The organism is Microbacterium martis, from assembly GCF_047246685.1.
Classification (GTDB): domain Bacteria; phylum Actinomycetota; class Actinomycetes; order Actinomycetales; family Microbacteriaceae; genus Microbacterium.
This window is the reverse complement of the sequence record NZ_JBFOKT010000001.1, coordinates 1,337,681-1,358,709: the sequence shown is the minus strand read 5'-3', so window position 1 is coordinate 1,358,709 and position 21,029 is coordinate 1,337,681. Positions and strand designations below refer to the sequence as shown.

Sequence of the window (21,029 nt, the reverse complement as noted above, 5' to 3'; positions counted from 1 at the left end):
TCAGCTTTCGCCGCCCGCGTTGCCGCTCGTGCCCGCGTTCACGTCGTGCAGGCTGTACTTCTGGATGGCCTGCGCCGCGAGCGACCGGTCGACGGCCCCTTCTTCGGCCAGCGACTGCAGCGTGCGGACGACGACCGAGGGGCCGTCGATCTTGAAGAAGCGTCGAGCGGCGGCGCGCGTGTCGGAGAAACCGAACCCGTCGGCGCCGAGCGTGGCGAAGCGGTTGGGAACCCACGGGCGGATCTGGTCCTGCACGGCGTGCATGAAGTCGCTCACCGCGATGACCGGGCCCTCGGCGCCCTGCAGCTTCTGCGTGAGGTAGGCCGTGCGCGGCTCCTCCTCGGGGTGCAGGAAGTTGTGCTCGTCGGCGGCGAGGCCGTCGCGGCGCAGCTCGGTCCACGACGTGACCGACCAGACATCGGCGATCACGCCCCAGTCGTTCTTCAGCAGCTCCTGGGCCTCCAGCGCCCACGGAAGACCGACGCCCGAGGCGAAGAGCTGTGCCCGGGGGCCGTCGCCCTCGCCGACGGAGACGCGGTGGATGCCGCGGACGATGCCGTCGACGTCGACGTCTTCCGGCTCGGCCGGCTGCACCAGAGGCTCGTTGTACACCGTGAGGTAGTACATGACGTTCGGGTCTTCGTGGTTCCCGCCGTACATGCGCTCGAGACCGGAACGCATGATGTGTGCGATCTCGTAGCCGTACGCCGGGTCGTACGAGACCGTCCCCGGGTTCGTCGCCGCGAGGAGGTGCGAGTGCCCGTCGGCGTGCTGCAGCCCCTCGCCGGTCAGGGTGGTGCGGCCGGCCGTGGCGCCGATGATGAAGCCGCGGGCCATCTGGTCGCCTGCCGCCCACTGGGCGTCACCGGTGCGCTGGAAGCCGAACATTGAGTAGAAGAGGTATACCGGGATCAGCGGCTCGCCATGTGTGGCGTACGACGTGCCGGCGGCCGTGAACGCGGCGAGGGCGCCGGCCTCGTTGATGCCGACGTGGACGATCTGACCCTGCGGGCTCTCCTTGTAGGCCAGGAGCAGCTCGCGGTCGACCGAGGTGTAGTGCTGGCCGTTCGGGTTGTAGATCTTCGCGGTCGGGAAGTACGCGTCCATTCCGAAGGTGCGTGCCTCGTCGGGGATGATCGGCACGATGCGGTGGCCGAAGTCCTTCGAGCGGAGGAGGTCCTTGAGCAGACGCACGAACGCCATCGTGGTCGCGATCTCCTGCGTGCCCGAGCCCTTCTTGGGGAGCGCGTACGCGGAGTCCTCGGGCAGCGACAGGCCGACGTGCGTCGAACGGCGCTCGGGCAGGAACCCTCCGAGCGCACGACGGCGCTCGAGCATGTACTGGATCGTCTCGTCCTGCGGCCCGGGGTTGTAGTACGGGGGCAGGTACGGGTTCTCCTCGAGCTGCGCATCCGTGATCGGGATATGCATCGCGTCGCGGAACGTCTTCAGGTTGTCCAGCGTCATCTTCTTCATCTGGTGGGTCGCATTGCGGCCCTCGAAGTGTGGACCGAGGCCGTAGCCCTTGACGGTCTTGGCGAGGATGACGGTGGGCTTGCCCTTGTGCTCGGTCGCCGCCTTGAAGGCCGCGTAGACCTTGCGATAGTCGTGGCCGCCGCGCTTGAGGTTCCAGATGTCGTCGTCGGAGTAGTCGGCGACGAGGGCGGCGGCGCGCTCGTCGCGCCCGAAGAAGTGCTCGCGGATGTACGCGCCCGACTCGGCCTTGTAGGTCTGGTAGTCGCCGTCCGGGGTGATGTTCATCAGATTGAGCAGTGCGCCGTCGGTGTCGCGGGCCAGGAGGTCGTCCCATTCCCGACCCCAGACGACCTTGATGACGTTCCACCCGGCGCCGCGGAAGAACGACTCCAGCTCCTGCACGATCTTGCCGTTGCCGCGCACCGGTCCGTCCAGGCGCTGGAGGTTGCAGTTGACGATGAACGTCAGGTTGTCGAGTCCTTCGTTCGCGGCCACCTGCAGCTGGCCGCGGCTCTCGACCTCGTCCATCTCGCCGTCGCCGAGGAAGGCCCAGACGTGCGAGGCCGAGGTGTCTTTGATGCCGCGGTTCTCGAGGTACTTGTTCGACATCGCCTGGTAGATGGCGTTGATCGGGCCGAGGCCCATCGAGACCGTCGGGAATTGCCAGTACTCGGGCATCAGACGCGGGTGCGGGTATGACGGGAGGCCGTTCGGAGCGTGCGACTTCTCCTGTCGGAAGCCGTCGAGCTGGTCCTCGGTGAGACGGCCCTCGAGGAAGGAACGGGCGTAGGTGCCGGGGGAGGCGTGCCCCTGGATGAAGATCTGGTCGGCGCCGCCGGGGTGGTCGGCGCCCTTGAAGAAGTGGTTGAAGCCGACCTCGTAGAGGGCGGCCGACGAGGCGTACGTCGAGATGTGGCCGCCGACCCCGATGCCGGGGCGCTGCGCCCGGTGCACCGTGATCGCGGCGTTCCAGCGGATCCAGGCGCGGTAGCGGCGCTCGATCTCCTCGTCACCGGGGAACTCGGGCTCGTTCTCCGGTGCGATCGTATTGATGTAGTCGGTGGTCGGCACCATGGGCACGCCCAGGTGCAGCTCCTTCGAGCGCTTGAGCAGGCTGAGCATGATCTCACGGCCGCGGCCGTGGCCCTTCGCCTCCACCAGCTCGTCGAGCGACTGCTGCCACTCGCCGGTCTCCTCCGGATCGCTGTCGAGGGGGCCCTGGGAGTACGGATCCTGGTCGTGAACGGTCACGGGTGGAGCCTTTCGTCAAGCTGGCAGGTCGTGCCAAGGAAACGGGAAGCGACGCGGGCAGCCTTGTCGGCTGTGCACAACGCGCGCCGCACTCAGCCTAGCCCTGATCCACGACACCGGTGCACAAACGGGTCCCCGATACACTGAGGGCGTCAGGGCCTTTAGCTCAGCTGGTAGAGCGCCACGTTTACACCGTGGATGTCGTCGGTTCGATCCCGGCAGGGCCCACAGAGAATCGCCGGTCCTCCCGGATCGCGGAGATCGCACTGACGGCGATCGCCACTGCGCCGTTCACGCCGCAGCCAGCCGGTTCTTCGAGCGGCGGCGTTCGCCGACGAGGAAAGCGACGAGCAGGATTGCTCCGGTCACGATCACCAGGTACGTGCTCAGCGTCGGCAGGAGGCCCAGGAGGCTCTCTGACGGGTATTCACCGTGCAGGAAGAGCGTCGGGTCGGTGCTGGCATGCACGAGCATCGGCGCGATCAGGGTGCGGGTGACGCGGAGGATCAGGAACATGCAGATGCCGAAGAAGAACGTGTACACGATCTGCAGCAGCGTGACCCCCAGCCCCTGAGTGGACGTGAACAGATTGGTGAAGTGCAGTGCGGCGAAGATGCCGGCGGAGGCGAGGGCGACGGCGATCTCGCCGTGACCACCCTTGCGCATCAGATCCACCGCGAACCCGCGGGTGACGAGCTCCTCGACGAACCCGACGAACAGACCGGTCAGCAGCCAGGTGAACACCACAGTCAGCGGGGCCTTGGCGTAGTCGATGCTGAGCAGCGCAGCCACGTTGATGGCGAGGACGACGATCAACGCGATCCACATCCACCGGCGACCGCCCAGGCTTTGCCGGGCGAACAGCTCCCGCAGCCATCCCACGGACGCCGCGAAGGCCACGAGCAGGATGCTGGTGACGATGATCGGCAGCGCGGTGGCGAAGAACACGTGCGACGCGCTGCCTTCCTCGCCTTGCACTCCTTCATCGACGAGGCCGAGCAGGAATCCCGTCAATTCGTAAACGCCCAGGTATGCGGCGGCGAGCAACAGTGCACGCCAGAATCCGCCGCGGTTCCAGAATCGCTTCCATGCTGAAGACTGCGCGACCATGACAGCTCCATCCCGGAACGCGATGTTCAGGCATCGGATCGGCCTCGCGTCTGAACGGCATTCTGGCAGAAGACGGCGGCACACCGATGAACATCCTCGGGTCCGCGTCACAGAGTGTCCTGCGTTCGGTGACCCTCACACCGTGGATGTCGTCGGTGCGATCCTCCTTTAGCGGCGGTCGCTTCGCGGGTCAAGCGGCTCGGACCCGCGGCATCCTGCTTGATAGCGTGGCGGTCGCCACGATCCGCATGGTTCGGGCGGATCGCGGGAGGCGCGCATGATGGGATTGTTCCGACGGCCGGAGGAGCCCGCACCCGAGTCACCGGGCCTCTGGTCCCGCGGGTTCGGTCTCGTCGCCAGCCGCAGCTTGCAGACCCTCGCCGTGCTCGCGCTCGTGGCGGTGGGCGTGCTCGTCGTCACTCAGCTCTCGCTGGTGTTCATCCCCGTGACCATCGCGCTGATCCTCGCCAGCGCGATCCATCCCCTCGTCAGCCTCATGCGGCGGCGCGGCGTGCCCTCGATCCTCGCCACCTGGATCGCCCTCATCGGCATTCTCGTCGTGCTCGGCGGCGTGGTCTGGGTGATCGTCCTCACCGTCCGCAGCCAGTGGGACGACCTGGTCGAGTCGGCCGCCGACGGCCTCACGCAGGTGACGGCCTGGCTCGACACGCTGCCGTTCGACCTGCAGGCGTTCGACCTCGACGAGATCTGGTCGTACGTCAGCGGCTTCCTGACCAGCAGCTCCTTCGGGCAGGGCGCCATCGCGGGCGTCTCGGCCACCGCCAGCTTCTTCACCGGCCTGGTGCTGATGATCGTCGTCCTGTTCTTCTTCCTGAAGGACGGCCCGCGCATCTGGGAGTTCCTCCTGCGACCGTTCACCGGTCCGAGCTACGCGCGAGCGCGGCGCATCGGTGACAAGGCCGTCGAGGTCTTCGGGGGATACGTGCGCGGCACATCGATCATCGCGGCGGCCGACGCCGTCGGGATCGGGCTCGGGCTCGTGATCCTGCAGATCCCCCTGGCCCTGCCGCTGGCCGTGATCGTCTTCCTCACGGCCTTCATCCCGATCGTCGGCGCGACCCTCGCGGGCGTGCTCGCGGCGCTGGTCGCCCTCGTCACGCACGGCCCGGTCGCGGCGCTCATCGTCATCGGCATCGTCGTCGTCGTCAACCAGGTCGAGGGCAATCTTCTCCAGCCGATCGTCATGGCCCGGTCGCTCCGTCTGCATGCGCTCGTCATCCTGCTGGCCCTGGCGGCCGGCACCATCCTGGGCGGCATCGTCGGAGCAGTGCTCTCCGTCCCGCTCGCGGCCGCCGCCTGGGGCGTGATCTCGGTGTGGGACGGCCCGCACACCGCGGCGCGCCCCTTCCGCAAGAAGCGACCCGAGACGGTCGACGGCGGCGACGGCTCGACCGTCCACGCGGCGTCATGAGCGCCGACGCGGGCGCGCCGACGACGCGGCGCATCGTCATCAGCGGGGCATCCGGATTGATCGGCAGCGCCCTGACCGCTTCCCTCCGCGCGGACGGCATCGAGGTCGTCACCCTCGTGCGTCGGCCGCCGGGAGATCCGTCGGAGCGCGAGTGGATGCCGGGGGAGCGCGAGCTCGATCCCGAGGTGCTCGCCGGCGCCGAGGCCGTCGTGGCGCTCGGCGGCGCGAGCGTCGGCCGCCTGCCGTGGACCCGCGGCTATCGTCGGGAGCTGGTGGAGTCGCGGTTGCAGGCGACGAAGACGATCACGACCGCCCTGCGCGCCCTCCGCGCCGACGCACCGGCGCTGGTGTCGGCATCGGCCGTGGGCTACTACGGATCCGCGCCGGGGGAGCACCTGACCGAGGACTCGCCGGCCGGAGACACGTTCCTCGCACGGTTGTGCGTGCGGTGGGAGGGCGAGGCGCGCCGTGCCGAGGACCACACCCGTGTCACCCTTCTGCGCACGGCGCCCCTCATCCACCGGGAGGGCGTGCTGAAACCGCTCATCCGGCTCACCGCCCTCGGCGTCTCGGGGCCGCTCGGCCCTGGCACGCAGATCTGGCCCTGGATGTCGCTGGACGACGAGGTGCGTGCGATCCGCCATGTCATCGACCACAGGATCACAGGTCCGGTCAACCTCACCGGGCCGGCACCCGCATCCGCGGACGACATCGGACGTGCGCTGGCGCGGGAGATGCGCCGTCCCTTCTGGCTGCGCGCGCCGTCGTGGGCGCTGCGCCTCGGCCTGAGCAGGGCGGCGGCCGACTCGCTCCTCCTCGCCGACGCCGATGTGCGGCCGGCGGCGCTCGAGGCGACCGGCTTCCGCTTCCGGCATTCGACCGCGGCGGAGGCGGTCGCCTCGGCGATCTGATCTTCTGCGACCGGCTGCGCTCGGCTGCCAGACTGAGCGCATGCAGATCATCGAGAACTCGAAGCTCACGGTCGTCGGCGCGGGAAGCGTGGGGTCGAGCGTCGCGTACGCAGCGCTGATCCGCGGGTCGGCCCGTCATGTCGCCCTGTACGACATCGCGACCGACAAGGTCGAGGCGGAGGTTCTCGACCTCGCGCACGGCACGCAGTTCACCGGCTCCAGCGACATCGTCGGCGGCAGCGACATCTCGGTCGCGGCGGGATCGCACGTCGTGGTGATCACGGCGGGAGCGAAGCAGAAACCCGGCCAGACACGCACCGAGCTCGCCGAGGTGAACGCCGCGATCCTCCGCACCATGATGCCTCGGCTGCAGGAGGTGGCCCCGAACGCGGTCTACATCATCGTGACCAACCCCTGCGACGTGCTCACGGTCATCGCGCAGGAGGCGACGGGCCTGCCTCCCGAGCGCATCTTCGCATCGGGCACGGTGCTCGACACCTCACGTCTGCGCTGGAAGCTCGCCGAGCGCGCCGGCGTCTCGACCGCGAGCGTGCACGCGAACATCGTGGGCGAGCACGGCGACACCGAGTTCCCCCTCTGGTCGCGTGCCACGATCGGATCCGTGCCGATCCTGGACTGGGAGGCGCCGGGGCATCCGCGCTTCACGGTCGACGAACTCGATGCCATCGCCGTCGACGTCCGCGACGCCGCCTACAAGGTGATCCAGGGCAAGGGGGCGACGAACTACGCGATCGGGCTGTCGAGCGCGCGGATCGTCGAGGCGGTCCTGCGCGACGAGCATGCCGTCATGCCCGTCAGCACCGTGCTCCGCGACTTCCACGGCCTCGACGGCGTCGCCCTGTCGGTCCCGTCCATCGTGAGCGCGCAGGGAGCCTTCCCGATCCGGAACACGTCGTTCTCGGATCGGGAGCTCGCCCTGCTGCGCCACTCGGCCGATGCGCTTGCCGGAGTCACCGCGTCGCTGCGCGGCTGATCGCCGACCCGCTCCGGTCGCAGGTCAGCGGCTGTGAGGATCGCGACCGTTCAGCGTGGCCACGACCTGGGCGTAGTCCCCACGCGCCTCGCCGTACCGCAGGAACTTGACGTTCTCGACCTGGATCTCGCTGGCGTCGGGATGGGCCGCGATGAGTCCGACGACCTCGCTCACGAACGCGTCGAGCGGCATGGCGACGTCGCTCTCCTCCTGACCCGGCATCAGGGCGGTCCGCACCGCCGGAGGCTCCAGCTCCACGACCTTCACGCTCGTGCCGGCGAGCTGGAGGCGGATCGATTCGCTGAGCATGTGGATCGCGGCCTTCGTCGCGTTGTACGTGGGCGTCACCCGCAGCGGCGCGAAGGCGAGTCCCGAGGAGACCGTCATGATCGTCGCATCCGGAACACCCTGCAGGTGCTCGATGAACGCGCCGATGAGCCGGATCGGGCCGAGCAGGTTCGTCACCACGGTCTCCTCGGCGGTCTCGAGGAATCCCTCGGGCCGGGTCCAGTCCTCGGCGCGCATGATGCCGGCCATCGCGATGACGACATTGAGATCGGGATGGGCTGCGATCACCTCGGATGCGGCGGTGCGGATGCCGGCGGCATCGGTCGTGTCGATCCGCACGGTGCCGATCGCCGGATCGGCCGCCGCGATCTCCTCGAGCAGTTCCGTGCGGCGCCCGCCGACGATGACGGTGTTGCCCTCGGCGCGCAGCGCCCGGGCCAGCGCCAGTCCGATGCCGCTGGTCGCGCCGGGGATGAAGATGGTGTTTCCGCTGATGTTCATGCGCCCAGCCTTCCGGGCCGGTCGCGACGCGACCAGGGACGGCTCAACCCGGGATCGGCGGTCCCTGGATGCGGTCGTCGGCCGCCGGGGATACTGGGAGCGTGAATCGAGAAGCACTGGCCGATTTCCTGCTGCGGCGACGAGCGGCGCTGCGACCGTCGGACGTCGGCCTGAGCGCCGGGGCGCGGCGGCGCACTCCGGGTCTGCGTCGCGAAGAGGTCGCCCAGCTGGCCGCGATGTCGACCGACTACTACACCCGTCTCGAGCAGCGGCGCGGGCCTCAGCCGAGCGTGCAGATCGTCGCGGCGCTGGCCAGGGCGCTGCGCCTCTCCACCGACGAGCGCGACTATCTCCATCGAGTGGCGGGGTACAGCGCGCCGGATCGCACCGTGTTCACGGATTACGTCCGCCCGGGTCTCCAGCGCATCCTCGATCGCCTGCACGACTCGCCGGCGTTCGTGGTGTCGGCGCTCGATGAGGTGCTCGTGCAGAACGAGGCGGCGCGAGCCCTGCTCGGCGACGCGAGCCACCTGACGGGCATCGAGCGCAGCGGCATCTACCGCTGGTTCGCCGATCCCGTCGGGGAGCGGCGCCGATACCCCTCGGCCGATCATGCCCGGCAGAGCCGATCCCTCGTCGCTGCGCTCCGGGCCGCGCACGCCGCGGAGGGGACCGCACCGCGTGCCGCCGAGATCGTGCGCGCGCTGGCCGCCCGCAACCCCGAGTTCGTCGAACTCTGGGAGACGCACGAGGTGCGGCGACGATTCGAGGAGCACAAGGTGCTGATCCACCCCGAACTGGGGGAGATCGAGGTCGACTGCCAGGCCCTGTTCACCGAAGACGAATCGCAGGCCCTGATCGTGCTGACCGCTGTGCCCGGGAGCGAGGCGGCCGACAAGCTCGACCTCGTGCGCGTTCTCGGCACACAGCGGGTCTGAAACTCAGGACTCCTCGTGCGTCGCAGGATCGGCGCCGAAGAGGCGGCCGTCCGGGCGACCGAGCGCCGTGATCGCCCCGACCTCGGCGTCGTCGAGCGACGCCTCGGCGGCGCGGAGGTTCGCGACCTGATGCTCCGCCGACGACGCCTTCGGGATCGCGACGGTCTCGCGGGCGATGTGCCAGGCGAGCACGGTCTGCGCGGGGGTGATCCCGTGATCGCTCGCGATCTCGCGGATGACCGGCTCGTCCAGCAGCTCCTTCGCGCGCCCGAGGGGACTCCACGCCTCGGTCAGGATGCCGCGCTCGCGGTGGTAGGCCAGCTGCTCCTCCTGCGGGAAGAAGGGATGCACCTCGATCTGATTCACGACCGGACGCACGCCCGTCTCGCGCTCGATGCGTTCCAGGTGCTCGGGGAGGAAGTTCGACACGCCGATCTGGCGCACGACGCCGCGCTGCTGCGCGTCGACGAGCGCGGCCCAGGCCTCGACGTACTCGTCCTGACTCGGATTGGGCCAGTGGATGAGATGCAGGTCGGTCGCGTCGACCCCGAGCCGCGACCGGCTCTCCTCGATGCTCGCGCGAGCCCGGGCCGAGGCATGATGCCGGCCGGGGAGCTTCGTCGTCACGATGATCTCCGACCGGGCGACGTCGGAGTCGCGGATGCCGCGGCCGACCGAGCCCTCGTTCTCGTAGTTGAACGCCGAATCGATCAGGCGGTACCCCGACGACAGGGCCGCGGACACGGCCTCGGCTCCGGCATCCCCGTCGAGGGCATAGGTCCCGAGACCGATCGCGGGGAGGGCGAAGCCGTTGTGAGCGGAGAAGGTGGGAACGGTGGACATCGGGTCTCCTTCGGGTGCGGTCCCTCCCAGGGTAGGCGCTGCGGTGAGCGCCGCGTTCCCCACGCCGGAAGGGTCCGCCGGCCGCGTCCGGCTTGAGCCGAAGTGCACGGGTGGGAGAGGCTGGCGACCATGACCTCGTGGATCGCGCTCTCGTGACTGCCGCCGATCAGTGCCCGTGCCTCTCCGGCAACACCTTCGCGACGTGCTGCGGACCGCTGCTCGCGGGTGCTCCCGGTCCGACGGCGGAGCGCGTCATGCGATCCCGATTCACGGCCTTCGTCCGGCACGACGATCGTCACCTCCTCCGCACGTGGCATCCTTCCACCCGGCCGCGTTCGATCGCGTTCGAGCCCGATCTGCTCTGGCGGCGTCTGCTGATCGTCGACCGCGTCGCAGGCGGCCCTTTCGACGACGAGGGGATCGTCGAGTTCGAGGCGTTCTGGCGGCAGGGCGCGCAACGGGGAGCGCTGCGCGAGCGCAGTCGTTTCCGGCGAGAGCAGCACCAGTGGTACTACGTCGACGGAGACGTGCGGTGATGGGCGGACGCCGCCGCAGCGACTAGATTTGACTGCGTGAACGCCAGTCCCGAGAACCAGCGCACCCTGCTCGACATCGCCGACATCGACCGGCGCATCGCGCAGGCGGAGCGTGCGCGCACGCAGCCGACGCAGGGCCCGCGCATCACCGAGCTCGTCGCCATCCGTCAGGATCAGCTGCGCGAGCTCACCGCGCTGACCGGAACGCGTGACGACGTGCGCACCGAGTTGACCCGCCTCGAGTCCGACGTGGCGCTCGTCGAGCAGCGGCGCGTTCGCGACGCCGAACGCCTGGCCGCCGCCACCAACCCGAAGGAGGCCCAGGCGCTCGAGCACGAGCTGGCCAGCCTCGCGCGTCGTCAGAGCGACCTGGAAGACGCCGAGCTCGACGTGATGGGTCGCCTCGAAGAGGCCGAGGCGGCCGTCGCCGCCCAGCAGGCGCTGCTCGACACCACCACCACCGAGGGTTCCGCTCTCACCGCGCAGGCGAAGGCCGACGTCGCCGCCGCCACCGAACTGGGCGCACAGCTCGTGCGAGACCGTGCCGCTGTCGCCGCCACCGTGCCCGCTGCGCTCCTCGCCGACTACGACCGCCGTGCCCGCAACAGCGCCGGTGCCGCACTCCTGACCCGCGGCACCTGCGAGGGCTGCCGCATGGTGCTGCCCAGCACCGACCTGAACGACATCCGTCGCGCGCCGGACGACGCCGTGGTCTCGTGCCCCGAGTGCGGCAGCATCCTCGTGCGCACCGAGCAATCCGGACTGTCGTGACCGGAGAGTTCGCGCGGCGACGATGAGCGGGTCGTCGACGGTGGCGGAGCGGCGCATCGCGCTGGTCGCGCTCGGCGCCGGCGAGTATGCGGCCGTCGATCTCGACGCCGAGGGCGGAGAGCAGGCGAGGACGTTCATCGGATCGGGCGAACTCGCCTCGTGGGTCTCCGCCGCCGAGGGGGCCGACCGACCGCGCTGGATCATCCGATCGGCCGACGAGGTGTACGCCGAGCTGCTCGCAGCCGGCGTCCGGCTGAGCCGCAGCCACGATCTCGTGCTCTGCCATGCGATCCTGCGCGACACCGCCCGGGTTCCCATCCCGCTCCCGCCGTCGACGGCGTGGCGGCGGCGCGACCCGGTCGCGTCGGAGCCGTCGCTGTTCGATGCGCTCGGGGAGGAGCGCCATGACGACCCGATCGCCGAGCTGCTCGAGCAGTACCGGTCGCAGCGCGAGGTGATCGCGAGAGAGCCGGACGGGCGACTGACCCTGCTGTGCGCAGCCGAGTCGGCGGGCGGGCTGATCGCGCAGGAGATGCGAGCGGCCGGGCTCCCGTGGGACGAGCGGGTGCATGACGAGATCCTCACCGAGACGCTCGGCGCGCGTCCGATCGCCGGCGGTCTGCCGAGCCGGATGGTCGAGCTGGGCGACCGGGTGCGGTCGCTCCTCGACGATGCGACACTGCATCTCGACAGCCAGCCGAAGCTGCTGCGGGCGCTGCACCGCGTGGGCGTTCCGGTGGAGTCCACCGGCCGGTGGGAGCTCGCCCAGCACGACCACCCGGTGATCGAGCCGCTTCTGGCGTACAAGAAGCTCTCCCGACTCCTCAGTGCCAACGGCTGGGCTTGGCTGGCCGAATGGGTGCACGAGGGGCGCTTCCGCCCGATCTACATCCCGGGAGGAGTGGTGACGGGACGGTGGGCGTCGGCGGGTGGGGGCGCCCTCCAGCTGCCACGGAGTCTGCGACCGGCTGTGCGGGCCGACCCCGGGTGGACCCTGATCGTCGCCGACGTCGCCCAGCTCGAGCCGCGGATGCTGGCGGCCATGGCCGCGGACGAGGCGATGGCGCGCGCCGCGCAGGGCACCGACCTGTACGCCGGCGTGGTCGCCACAGGAGCGGTCGCGACGCGCGAGGAGGCCAAGTACGCGGTGCTGGGCGCGATGTACGGCGCGACCACCGGCGACAGCGGCCGGTTGGTGCCCCGACTGCGCAAGGTGTATCCGAAGGCCATGGCGCTGGTCGACGCCGCCGCTCGCACCGGCGAGGACGGGGGAATCGTGTCGACCTGGCTCGGTCGGTCCTCGCCCCGTCCGTCAGACGAGTGGATGCGCCTGCAGTCCGATGCCACGGCGGCCGACCCCGACCCGGCCGTCGTCGCGCTCGCCCGTCGACGCGCACGGGACTGGGGGCGGTTCACGCGGAACTTCGTGGTGCAGGGCACGGCGGCCGAGTGGTCTCTGATCTGGTTGGCGGAGATCAGGCACCGGCTGCAGCAGATCCCGCCGGTGTTCGCCGAGTCGGCGTCGGCCACCCCGTTCGCTCAGGAACCGCATCTCGCGTTCTTCCTCCACGACGAGGTGATCCTCCACGTGCCCGAGCAGCATGCGGATGCCGCGGCCGAGGCCGTGCGCGAGGCTGCGGTGGTCGCGACCCGCCGTCTGTTCGGCACTTTCCCGATCGACGTGCCGCTCGACCTCCGCATCGCGCGGTCGGCCGAGAAGCGGCATCCGGTCGCGGGCGCCTCCGAGACGTAGACTGGAGGGGCGAATGGGTCGACCGGACGGTCGCGTGGCGGGTGACCGCACCGAGGAACGTCCGGGCTCCATAGGGCAGGGCGGTGGGTAACACCCACCCGGAGAGATCCGCGAGAAAGTGCCACAGAGAGCAGACCGCCCCGTATTCCGGTCCCCGAGCTCGTCGACGGGCCCGGAGGGGTAAGGGTGAAAGGGTGGTGTAAGAGACCACCGGGGGTCGTGGTGACGCGACCCGCCAGGTAAACCTCGCCCGGAGCAAGGTCAGACAGAGGATGATGACGCGGCCCGCCGAGTCCTCGGGTAGACCGCTGGAGCGGCACGGCAACGTGTCGCCGAGAGAGATGGCCGTCGAAGGGGCGAAGAACCCCGGAACAGAACCCGGCGTACAGGTCGGCCCATTCGCCCCGCTTCGACAGGCTCAGCGACCCACGGGTCCCTGAGCCTGTCGCGCCTGGGTCCCTGAGCCTGTCGAGCCCTGGGCCCCTGAGCCTGTCGAAGGGCCGAGCCGTGGGTCCCTGAGCCTGTCGAGCCCTGGGCCCCTGAGCCTGTCGAAGGGGGTGAGCCCTGGGTCCCTGAGCCTGTCGAAGGGCCGCGCCCTGGGCCCCTGAGCTTGTCGAAGGGCCGAGCCGTGGGTCCCTGAGCTTGTCGAAGGGCCGAGCCGTGGGTCCCTGAGCCCGTCGAAGGGGGTGAGCCCTGGGCCCCTGAGCCTGTCGAAGGGCTAGTCGCCGGCGAGCGACGCGGCGCCGATGATGCCGGAGTTGTTCCGGTGGATCGCGGGGACGATCGGGGTCTTCAGCTCGAGGAGGGGGAGGAAGTCGCCGGCGTTCTTCGAGACGCCTCCGCCGACCACGAACAGGTCGGGGCTGAAGAGGAACTCGATGTGCGAGTAGAACGCCTGCAGTCTCTCGGCCCAGGCGGCCCAGCTGAGGTTCTCCCGTTCCCGCGCCGACGTCGCCGCCCACTGCTCCACCGACTCGAACTCGCCGAAGTTCAGGTGCCCGAGCTCGGTGTTCGGCAGCAGCACGCCGTCGTAGAGGAACGCCGAGCCGATGCCGGTGCCGAGCGTCGTCAGCAGCGTGAGTCCTCGCACGTCTCGGGCGGCACCGTGTCGCACCTCCGCGACGCCCGCCGCATCGGCATCGTTCACGAAGACGATGTTGCGACCGAGGCCGTCGCGGAAGAACCGCTCGGCGTCGAAGTCGATCCACTCCTTGGAGACATTGGCTGCCGAGAGGGTCTTGCCGCGCTTGACGATGGCGGGGAACGCGACGCCGAGCGGCATGGTCGAGTCGTGCACGTCGAGCGTCTTCAGCACCGACTGGACGGCGACGAGGACGTCTTTCGGCGATGCCCCTTCCGGGGTGGGGACGCGCACCCGGTCGGATGCCATGATGCCGTGTTCGAGGTCGACGATCCCCGCTTTGATTCCCGTGCCGCCGATGTCGACGCCGATCGCTTTTGCCATGGGCGATAGCTTAGCGACGAAGGTCCGCGCCAGTAGGATCGATGACATCACGGGAAGAAGGGACAGTCATGTCTGACGGCGACGCGAAGTACTGGTACAACTCCGAGACCGGCCAGGTGGAGTTCGGCATGATCTCGCCGTCGATCGACCGGGTCGGTCCGTTCGACACGGCCGAGCAGGCCGCCCGCGCACCCGAGGTCATCAAGGAACGCTCGCGCGCCTGGGCCGAGGAGGAGGCCGCCGAGCAGGGCTGGGACGTGCGCAGCGGCGACGCGAAGGGCCAGGGCGCGGAGTAGTCATGGACAAGCAGAGGGACTTCGTGCTCCGGACCATCGAGGAGCGCGGCGTCAAGTTCGTGCGGTTGTGGTTCACCGATGTGATCGGGACCCTCAAGTCGGTGGCCATCGCGCCGGCCGAGGTCGAGGGAGCCTTCGCCGAGGGCATCGGGTTCGACGGGTCGGCGATCGAGGGACTCACCCGGACCTTCGAGTCCGATCTGCTGGCGCAGCCCGACCCGACGACGTTCCAGACGCTGCCCTGGCGCGGTGAGATCGATCCGACCGCCCGCATGTTCTGCGACCTGACGACCCCCGACGGCCAGCCCGCTGTCGCCGATCCGCGGCACGTGCTCAAGCGCTCGCTGGCGAAGGCCGCCGACGCCGGATTCACCTTCTACACGCACCCCGAGATCGAGTTCTATCTCCTGAAGTCCTCGTCGTTCGGACCCGAGGGCCCCGTTCCCGTCGACTCGGCGGGATACTTCGACAACGTGCCAGGGGGAACGGCCCACGACTTCCGGCGGCGCTCGGTGCGGATGCTGGAAGACCTGGGCATCTCGGTGGAGTTCAGCCATCACGAGGGCGGACCGGGCCAGAACGAGATCGACCTCCGCTACGCCGACGCGCTGACGACGGCCGACAACATCATGACCTTCCGCACGGTGATCAAAGAGGTGGCGATCGAGCAGGGCGTCTACGCGACGTTCATGCCCAAGCCGCTCAGCGGGCAGCCGGGCAGCGGGATGCACACGCACATGTCGCTCTTCGAGGGCGATCAGAACGCGTTCTACGAGGAGGGGGCGAAGTACCAGCTGTCGAAGACGGGTCGGCACTTCATCGCCGGTCTGCTGCGGCACGCGAACGAGATCGCGGCCGTCACGAACCAGTTCGTCAATTCGTACAAGCGCCTCTGGGGAGGCGACGAGGCGCCGAGCTTCGTCACGTGGGGTCACAACAACCGCTCGGCTCTCGTGCGCGTGCCGATGTACAAGCCGAACAAGGGACAGTCCTCGCGCGTCGAGTATCGCGCGCTCGACTCCGCGGCGAACCCGTACCTGTCGTACGCGCTGCTCCTCGCCGCCGGCCTGAAGGGCATCGAGGAGGGTTACGAGCTGCCGCCCGAGGCCGAGGACAACGTCTGGGCCCTCAGCGACGCGGAGCGCCGCGCCCTCGGGTACGCCGCGCTTCCGGCCAGCCTCGACCATGCCCTCGAATACATGGAGGCGTCGGAGCTCGTCGCCGAGACGCTGGGGGAGCAGGTGTTCAACTACGTCCTGCTCAACAAGCGCAAGGAGTGGGAGGCCTACCGGGGTCAGGTCACCCCGCTGGAGCTGAAGAACAACCTCGAACTCCTCTGAGCATCGACGCATGGCTCGCCCGGACGACTCCGTCTCCCTCTCTGCTCTGGCGAGGCTCGGCTTCTCCGAGCTGAGCGAGGCTTCGGCATCCCTCTCCGAGCTCGCATCGATCCTCGACGTGCCGCGTGCGTCGCTGCTGGAGGGGGCGGACGCCGCCGATCCCGACGCGGCGGTTCGCGGACTCGTGCGCGTGGCACGGCGGGACGCGTCGCCGCTCCGGGCGCTCCTCGCGAGCCCGGAGGGGCGTCATCGGGCCTGGCGCGTCTTCGGTGCATCCGAGGGCCTGGCCGACTTCTTCCTCCGGCATCCCGATCAGCTCTCGGTGCTGTCGGAGTCGATCGACGCTCTGCCGTCGCGGGAGGCGCTCCGCGACCGGCTGCTCGCCTCGGTCGATGCGGAAGACGGGGTCGCGAGATCGGGCGATGACGCGGCGGTCGTCGCGGCACGGGTCGCGTATCGCCGCAGCCTCGCCGCGATCGCGGCGTACGACCTCACCCACCCGGCGCCCGAGACCGTGGTCGGCGACGTCGCGGCGGCGTTGGCCGACGCCGCCGGTGCCGCCCTCGAAGCCTCGCTCGCGATCGCCCGCGCCCGCCTGCGCGCGAGCGTGCCGGCGGAGCAGATCGCGGCGACGCGCCTCGCGATCATCGGCATGGGGAAGTCGGGAGCGCGGGAGCTCAACTACGTCAGCGACGTCGACGTGATCTTCGTCGGCGGCAGCAGCGACGAGGAGGTCGTCGCCGAATCCCGCGCGATCGACATCGCCACGCGGCTGGCGCGCGACACGATGCGAGGACTCGACGGCATCGAGGTCGAGCCGCCGCTCTGGGAGGTCGACGCCAACCTGCGGCCGGAGGGCAAACAGGGTGCGCTCGTGCGATCGCTGGCATCCCATCTCGCGTACTACGACCGCTGGGCGAAGAGCTGGGAGTTCCAGGCTCTGCTCAAGGCGCGCCCGCTCGCCGGCGACGCCGACCTGGGCGCCGAGTACATCGCGGCCGTGCAGCCGAAGATCTGGTCGAGTGCGGCTCGGCAGGACTTCGTCGAGAGCGTCCAGCGCATGCGCGAGCGCGTGATGGAGCACATCGACCCGGACGACGCCCCCTACCAGCTGAAACTGGGCTCCGGCGGACTCCGCGACATCGAGTTCACCGTGCAGCTTCTCCAGCTCGTGCACGGTCTCACCGACGAGTCGTTGCGCACACGCGGCACGCTCGAGAGCCTCGACGCGCTCGTCGCCGGCGGATACATCGGACGGACGGATGCCGCGGCCTTCGCCGACGACTATCGCGTCCTGAGACTCATGGAGCATCGCCTTCAGCTGCGCGAGCTGAGCCGCACGCATCTGCTCCCGCGCACGCCCGCGGGACTGCGGGTGCTGGCCCGCAGCACCGGGCTGGCGGAGTCGGGCGACGCGATCTGGACGCGGTGGGAGAGTGTGCGCCGCGAGGTGCGCGAGATCCACACCCGGCTGTTCTACCGCCCGCTCCTCAGCGCCGTGGCCGGACTGCCCGAGGAGGAGCGCACCCTCTCCGCCGCGCAGGCGCACGATCGCCTCGCGGCCATCGGGTTCCGCGATCCTGCCGGCGCACTGCGTCACATCGGCGCCCTCACGACCGGACTGAGCCGGAAGACGACGATCCAACGGCACCTCATGCCGATCATGGTGCGCTGGTTCGCCGACGGCAGCGACCCCGACTACGCCCTGCTGGCCTTCCGCCGGATCAGCGAGCGACTCGGAGACACCCCGTGGTTCCTGCGCATGCTGCGTGACTCGTCCGGGGCGGCGGAGAGTCTCACCCGCCTGCTGTCGTCGTCGCGGTACATCGGCGAGCTCATGGAGTGGATCCCCGAATCGGTGGCCTGGCTCGACAGCGCCGAGCGGCTGCGCCCGCGCGGGGCGGCCGCCCTCGACGAGGAGGCGCGGGCGATCCAGACGCGTCATGACACCGTGAGCGACGCGCTGCGCGCCGTGCGCGCTCTGCGCCGCCGCGAGCTGCTCCGCACCGCTATGGGCGCGGTGCTCGACGTGCTCACCATCGAAGAGGTGGCGACGGCGCTCACCGAGATCACCGAGGTGACGATCCAGGCGGCGCTGCGCGCCGTCGTCCGAGAGGTGGTCCCGCCCGAAGACGCCGCGCTCGACTTCGCCGTGATCGCCATGGGGCGCTTCGGGGGTGCCGAGCTCGGATTCGGCTCCGACGCCGACATCCTCTATGTCTACGACGCCAACGGCGTCGACGGTCAGCGGGCGCAGGCGCTCTCGACGCAGATCGTCGCCGGCCTCCGCGAGCACCTCACCGATCATCGGGTACCTCTCGATCTCGATGCCGACCTGCGCCCGGAGGGCCGCCAGGGGCCGCTCGTGCGCTCGATCGAGGCGTACACGGAGTATTACCGGCGGTGGTCGCTCTCCTGGGAGGCGCAGGCGCTTCTGCGCGCCCGAGGCGTGGCGGGCAGCGCGAAGCTGATCTCCCGCTTCACCGACCTCGCCGACTCGATCCGCTATCCCGACGCGGTCGACCTCCAGGGCACGCGCGAGATCAAGCGGATCAAGGCGCGTGTCGAGGGGGAGCGGCTGCCGCAGGGGGCCGATCCCCGTCGGCATCTCAAGCTCGGGCCCGGAACACTGAGCGACGTCGAGTGGCTCGTGCAGCTGCTCCAGCTACAGCATGCCCATGCCGTCGTCGGGCTGCGGACGACGTCGACCCTCTCGGCGCTCGAAGCCGCGGTGGACGCCGATCTCGTGCCGGAGGTCGAGGCCGAGCGTCTGCGCGAGGCCTGGCGGCTGGCGAGTCGGCTGCGATCGGCGATCACTCTGTCGACCGGCAGGACCAGCGACATCCTCCCCGCCGATCGGCGCGAGCTCGACGCGATCGCACGGCTTCTCGGCTATCCCGATCGGTCGGCGAGCGACCTCGAGCAGGACTACCTCGGCGTCACGCGGCGCGCGCGCAAGGCGTTCGAGCAGCTGTTCTACGGATGAGGCGGCATGCCGGTTTGCAGTATCCGCCGCCGTGACCCAAGCTGACGATATGACCCCTGAGCGCATCGCGATCGTCTGGAATCCTTCGAAGACCGAGCGGGCGCTGCTGGAGGATGCCGTCGCCGAGGTGTTCGGCGATGCGCACGACGTGCGGTGGTGGGAGACGACGCCGGAGGACCCCGGGCGCGGCATGGCCGAGGAGGCCCTCGAGGACGGGCGCGGGATGGTGATCGCGGTCGGCGGCGATGGAACGGTCCGCGCCGTGGCCGAAGCCCTCGCCGGAACGGATGCGATCCTGGGCATCATCCCTCAGGGAACCGGAAACCTCCTCGCACGCAACCTCGACATCCCCCTCACGCCCGCCGCGGCCGCGTTCGAGCGACTGCGCGACGGCGAGCCGCGGCGCATCGACCTGGGCTGGGTCTCGTACGAGGGCACCGAGCATGCGTTCGCGGTGATGGTGGGATTCGGCATCGACGCGCAGATGCTGGTGGAGACGGACGAGGACCTGAAGTCCAAGGCCGGCTGGCTGGCATACGTGGAGGCCATGGGGCGAGCGCTGGCAGCCACGGAGATGACCGAGCTGACGCTCACCGTCGACGGCGAGAAGGCGGCGGCGGTGCAGGGTCACACCATGCTCATCGGCAACTGCGGGATGGTGCAGGGCGGCATCCGTCTGCTGCCCGACGCGGTGCTCGACGACGGCAAGCTCGACGTGCTGATGGTGAGCGCAGACGGCGCCCTGCAGTGGCTCGACACGCTGCGCTCGTTCGTCTGGGACAACGGCATCCGTCGGTTCTTCGCCGGGGCCGACGAGGCCGTGAGCACCGACTCGGCCCGCCACCTCCCGGTTGAGACGATCTCGGTCGAGATGGAGAAGGCACTCATGTTCGAGATCGACGGCGAGGAGGTCGGGGAGATCTCCTCGTTCCAGGTCCGTGTGCAGCCGGGAGCGATCCTCGTCCTCTGATCGGGCCGGCCGGGCCGGCTACATCGTCACGGCCGGCGGGATGACCTTGCGGTCCTGCGCGGGGAAGACGACCTTCTGCACGATGATGATGATGCTGGCGGCGACCGGGATCGCGACAAGCGCTCCCAGGATGCCGCCGAGCGCTCCGCCCGCGACGGCGGCGATGACCACGAGCGCACCCGGCACGGCGACGGCCTTGCTCATGATCCGCGGCGACAGGACGTAGGCCTCGATCTGCATGTAGACGAGGTAGTAGCCGATGGCGATCAGGGCTGTCACCGGCGAGACGAACAGGCAGATCAGGGAGTTGATGATCGATGCGCTCAGCGTTCCGACCAGAGGGATCATCGAACCGATGAAGGCGATCAGGGCGAGCAGCGCGGGGACCGGCGCGCCGATGATGCTGAGGAAGATGAGGCTGAGAACACCGTTGACGAGCGCGAGCCCGGCCTGGCCGATCACGTAGCGGCCGACCGCCCCCGACACGTCTTCGAGCAGTTCGCTGAAGGTCTCGCGGTGATAGGCGGGGACGAAACGGATGGCCATGCGCTTCATGCTGCGCAGCGACGCCATGAAGTACAGGGTGAGGATCAGCACGATCGTGACCCCGGTGAAACCGCCGGCGATTCCGGCGCCCACGGCGAACACACCGCCGCCGATGTCGAGGAAATTGTCGGGATCCTGCACGAAGCCGAGCACGCCTTCGACGGCGTCCTCGATCGTCGAACCGAACTGCCCGCTCACATCCTTGAACCAGGCGCTGTTCATGAAGTCCTCGATCATCTGCGGACCGTCGGAGATGAGGTTGCTGATCTGCTCGATGAGGAGCGGGACGATCGACAGGATGATGCCGGCGAAGGCGACGACCACCGCGGCTACGACGATGGCGACCGCGGCGGCGCGCGGAAGCTTCCTCTCGATGAATCTCACGATCGGGTCGAGGCCGAGGGCGAGGAAGATCGCGACGCCGATGTACACCAGCACGGTCGCCAGCTGATCGACGATGCCGCCGATGACGAGAGCGACCAGCACACCGAGGGCTCCGAGGAGCCCGAACATGAACGGGTTGGCGCGGGCGTACTTGGCGACGGCGTTCGACGGCTGCGTCTGCGCCACCGGCTCGGCGACGGTCGCGAGGTCGGTGTTCGGTGCCATTCGTCTACGGCGC

17 protein-coding genes, 1 tRNA gene and 1 other RNA gene are annotated in these 21,029 nt (G+C 69.5%); 13 read left to right on the top strand and 6 right to left on the bottom strand.

Going from position 1 to position 21,029, the window contains the following annotated elements; all coding sequences use genetic code 11:
* The gene (gene aceE / locus AB3M90_RS06530; RefSeq protein ID WP_412950759.1) at positions 1 to 2,727 is read right to left on the bottom strand and encodes a pyruvate dehydrogenase (acetyl-transferring), homodimeric type; all 2,727 of its coding nucleotides are present in this window, start codon (positions 2,725 to 2,727) and stop codon (positions 1 to 3) included.
* 155 nt (positions 2,728 to 2,882) lie between these two features.
* Here aceE and AB3M90_RS06525 point away from each other — a divergent pair.
* Positions 2,883 to 2,955 (top strand) — tRNA-Val (locus tag AB3M90_RS06525).
* A 63-nt stretch (positions 2,956 to 3,018) separates the two neighbouring features.
* On the opposite strand, the gene AB3M90_RS06520 is transcribed toward AB3M90_RS06525, so the two are convergent.
* Complete coding sequence (locus AB3M90_RS06520) at positions 3,019 to 3,837, bottom strand: CPBP family intramembrane glutamic endopeptidase (protein WP_412950757.1); 819 nt, start codon at positions 3,835 to 3,837, stop codon at positions 3,019 to 3,021.
* Positions 3,838 to 4,114: 277 nt separating this feature from the next.
* Here AB3M90_RS06520 and AB3M90_RS06515 point away from each other — a divergent pair, with 277 nt between their 5' ends.
* The 3 genes from AB3M90_RS06515 to AB3M90_RS06505 are packed head-to-tail and all read left to right on the top strand — an operon-like array spanning position 4,115 to position 7,174.
* Positions 4,115 to 5,269, top strand: coding sequence for an AI-2E family transporter (locus AB3M90_RS06515; protein WP_412950755.1), 1,155 nt, complete (start codon positions 4,115 to 4,117; stop codon positions 5,267 to 5,269).
* Entirely contained in the window at positions 5,266 to 6,180 is a 915-nt protein-coding gene (locus AB3M90_RS06510; protein WP_412950753.1) for a TIGR01777 family oxidoreductase, read from the top strand. The genes AB3M90_RS06515 and AB3M90_RS06510 overlap by 4 nt, the downstream gene beginning before the upstream one ends.
* Positions 6,181 to 6,220: 40 nt before the next feature.
* On the top strand, positions 6,221 to 7,174 hold the full coding sequence (locus AB3M90_RS06505; RefSeq protein WP_412950751.1) for an L-lactate dehydrogenase: 954 nt from the start codon (positions 6,221 to 6,223) through the stop codon (positions 7,172 to 7,174).
* A 24-nt stretch (positions 7,175 to 7,198) separates the two neighbouring features.
* Here the strand turns inward: AB3M90_RS06505 and AB3M90_RS06500 are convergent, their stop codons facing one another.
* Positions 7,199 to 7,963 (bottom strand): SDR family oxidoreductase, encoded by a 765-nt coding sequence (locus AB3M90_RS06500; protein WP_412950750.1) that lies wholly within the window; start codon positions 7,961 to 7,963, stop codon positions 7,199 to 7,201.
* 101 nt (positions 7,964 to 8,064) lie between these two features.
* On the opposite strand from AB3M90_RS06500, the gene AB3M90_RS06495 reads away from it, so the two are divergent.
* The gene (locus AB3M90_RS06495; protein ID WP_412950748.1) at positions 8,065 to 8,901 is read left to right on the top strand and encodes a helix-turn-helix transcriptional regulator; all 837 of its coding nucleotides are present in this window, start codon (positions 8,065 to 8,067) and stop codon (positions 8,899 to 8,901) included.
* Between the two features lie 3 nt (positions 8,902 to 8,904).
* Here AB3M90_RS06495 and AB3M90_RS06490 read toward each other — a convergent pair whose 3' ends face one another.
* On the bottom strand, positions 8,905 to 9,744 hold the full coding sequence (locus AB3M90_RS06490) for an aldo/keto reductase (protein WP_412950747.1): 840 nt from the start codon (positions 9,742 to 9,744) through the stop codon (positions 8,905 to 8,907).
* Positions 9,745 to 9,881: 137 nt separating this feature from the next.
* Here AB3M90_RS06490 and AB3M90_RS06485 point away from each other — a divergent pair, with 137 nt between their 5' ends.
* The 4 genes from AB3M90_RS06485 to rnpB all read left to right on the top strand — a co-directional run bounded on the left by AB3M90_RS06485 (position 9,882) and on the right by rnpB (position 13,206).
* Positions 9,882 to 10,280: a YchJ family protein gene (locus AB3M90_RS06485; protein WP_412950746.1), complete on the top strand. Its 399-nt coding sequence runs from the start codon at positions 9,882 to 9,884 to the stop codon at positions 10,278 to 10,280.
* Positions 10,281 to 10,316: 36 nt separating this feature from the next.
* Positions 10,317 to 11,051, top strand: a complete 735-nt coding sequence (locus tag AB3M90_RS06480; RefSeq protein ID WP_412950745.1) for a zinc ribbon domain-containing protein — start codon at positions 10,317 to 10,319, stop codon at positions 11,049 to 11,051.
* A 22-nt stretch (positions 11,052 to 11,073) separates the two neighbouring features.
* Entirely contained in the window at positions 11,074 to 12,804 is a 1,731-nt protein-coding gene (locus tag AB3M90_RS06475) for a bifunctional 3'-5' exonuclease/DNA polymerase (RefSeq protein WP_412950743.1), read from the top strand.
* 14 nt (positions 12,805 to 12,818) lie between these two features.
* An RNA gene (gene rnpB, locus AB3M90_RS06470) (RNase P RNA component class A) lies at positions 12,819 to 13,206 on the top strand.
* A gap of 316 nt (positions 13,207 to 13,522) precedes the next feature.
* On the opposite strand, the gene ppgK is transcribed toward rnpB, so the two are convergent.
* On the bottom strand, positions 13,523 to 14,269 hold the full coding sequence (gene ppgK, locus AB3M90_RS06465; protein WP_412950741.1) for a polyphosphate--glucose phosphotransferase: 747 nt from the start codon (positions 14,267 to 14,269) through the stop codon (positions 13,523 to 13,525).
* Between the two features lie 68 nt (positions 14,270 to 14,337).
* On the opposite strand from ppgK, the gene AB3M90_RS06460 reads away from it, so the two are divergent.
* From AB3M90_RS06460 to AB3M90_RS06445, 4 genes are read left to right on the top strand one after another with little or no spacing between them, the layout of a single operon-like run.
* Positions 14,338 to 14,565 carry an SPOR domain-containing protein gene (locus tag AB3M90_RS06460; protein ID WP_412950740.1) on the top strand — a complete coding sequence of 76 codons (228 nt, stop codon included), beginning with the start codon at positions 14,338 to 14,340 and terminating at the stop codon, positions 14,563 to 14,565.
* A gap of 2 nt (positions 14,566 to 14,567) precedes the next feature.
* Positions 14,568 to 15,905 carry a type I glutamate--ammonia ligase gene (gene glnA / locus AB3M90_RS06455; RefSeq protein WP_412950738.1) on the top strand — a complete coding sequence of 446 codons (1,338 nt, stop codon included), beginning with the start codon at positions 14,568 to 14,570 and terminating at the stop codon, positions 15,903 to 15,905.
* 10 nt (positions 15,906 to 15,915) lie between these two features.
* On the top strand, positions 15,916 to 18,891 hold the full coding sequence (locus AB3M90_RS06450; protein WP_412950737.1) for a bifunctional [glutamine synthetase] adenylyltransferase/[glutamine synthetase]-adenylyl-L-tyrosine phosphorylase: 2,976 nt from the start codon (positions 15,916 to 15,918) through the stop codon (positions 18,889 to 18,891).
* A 49-nt stretch (positions 18,892 to 18,940) separates the two neighbouring features.
* Entirely contained in the window at positions 18,941 to 19,861 is a 921-nt protein-coding gene (locus AB3M90_RS06445) for a diacylglycerol/lipid kinase family protein (protein WP_412950736.1), read from the top strand.
* An 18-nt stretch (positions 19,862 to 19,879) separates the two neighbouring features.
* On the opposite strand, the gene AB3M90_RS06440 is transcribed toward AB3M90_RS06445, so the two are convergent.
* On the bottom strand, positions 19,880 to 21,016 hold the full coding sequence (locus AB3M90_RS06440; protein WP_412950735.1) for an AI-2E family transporter: 1,137 nt from the start codon (positions 21,014 to 21,016) through the stop codon (positions 19,880 to 19,882).
* Positions 21,017 to 21,029: the final 13 nt, after the last annotated feature.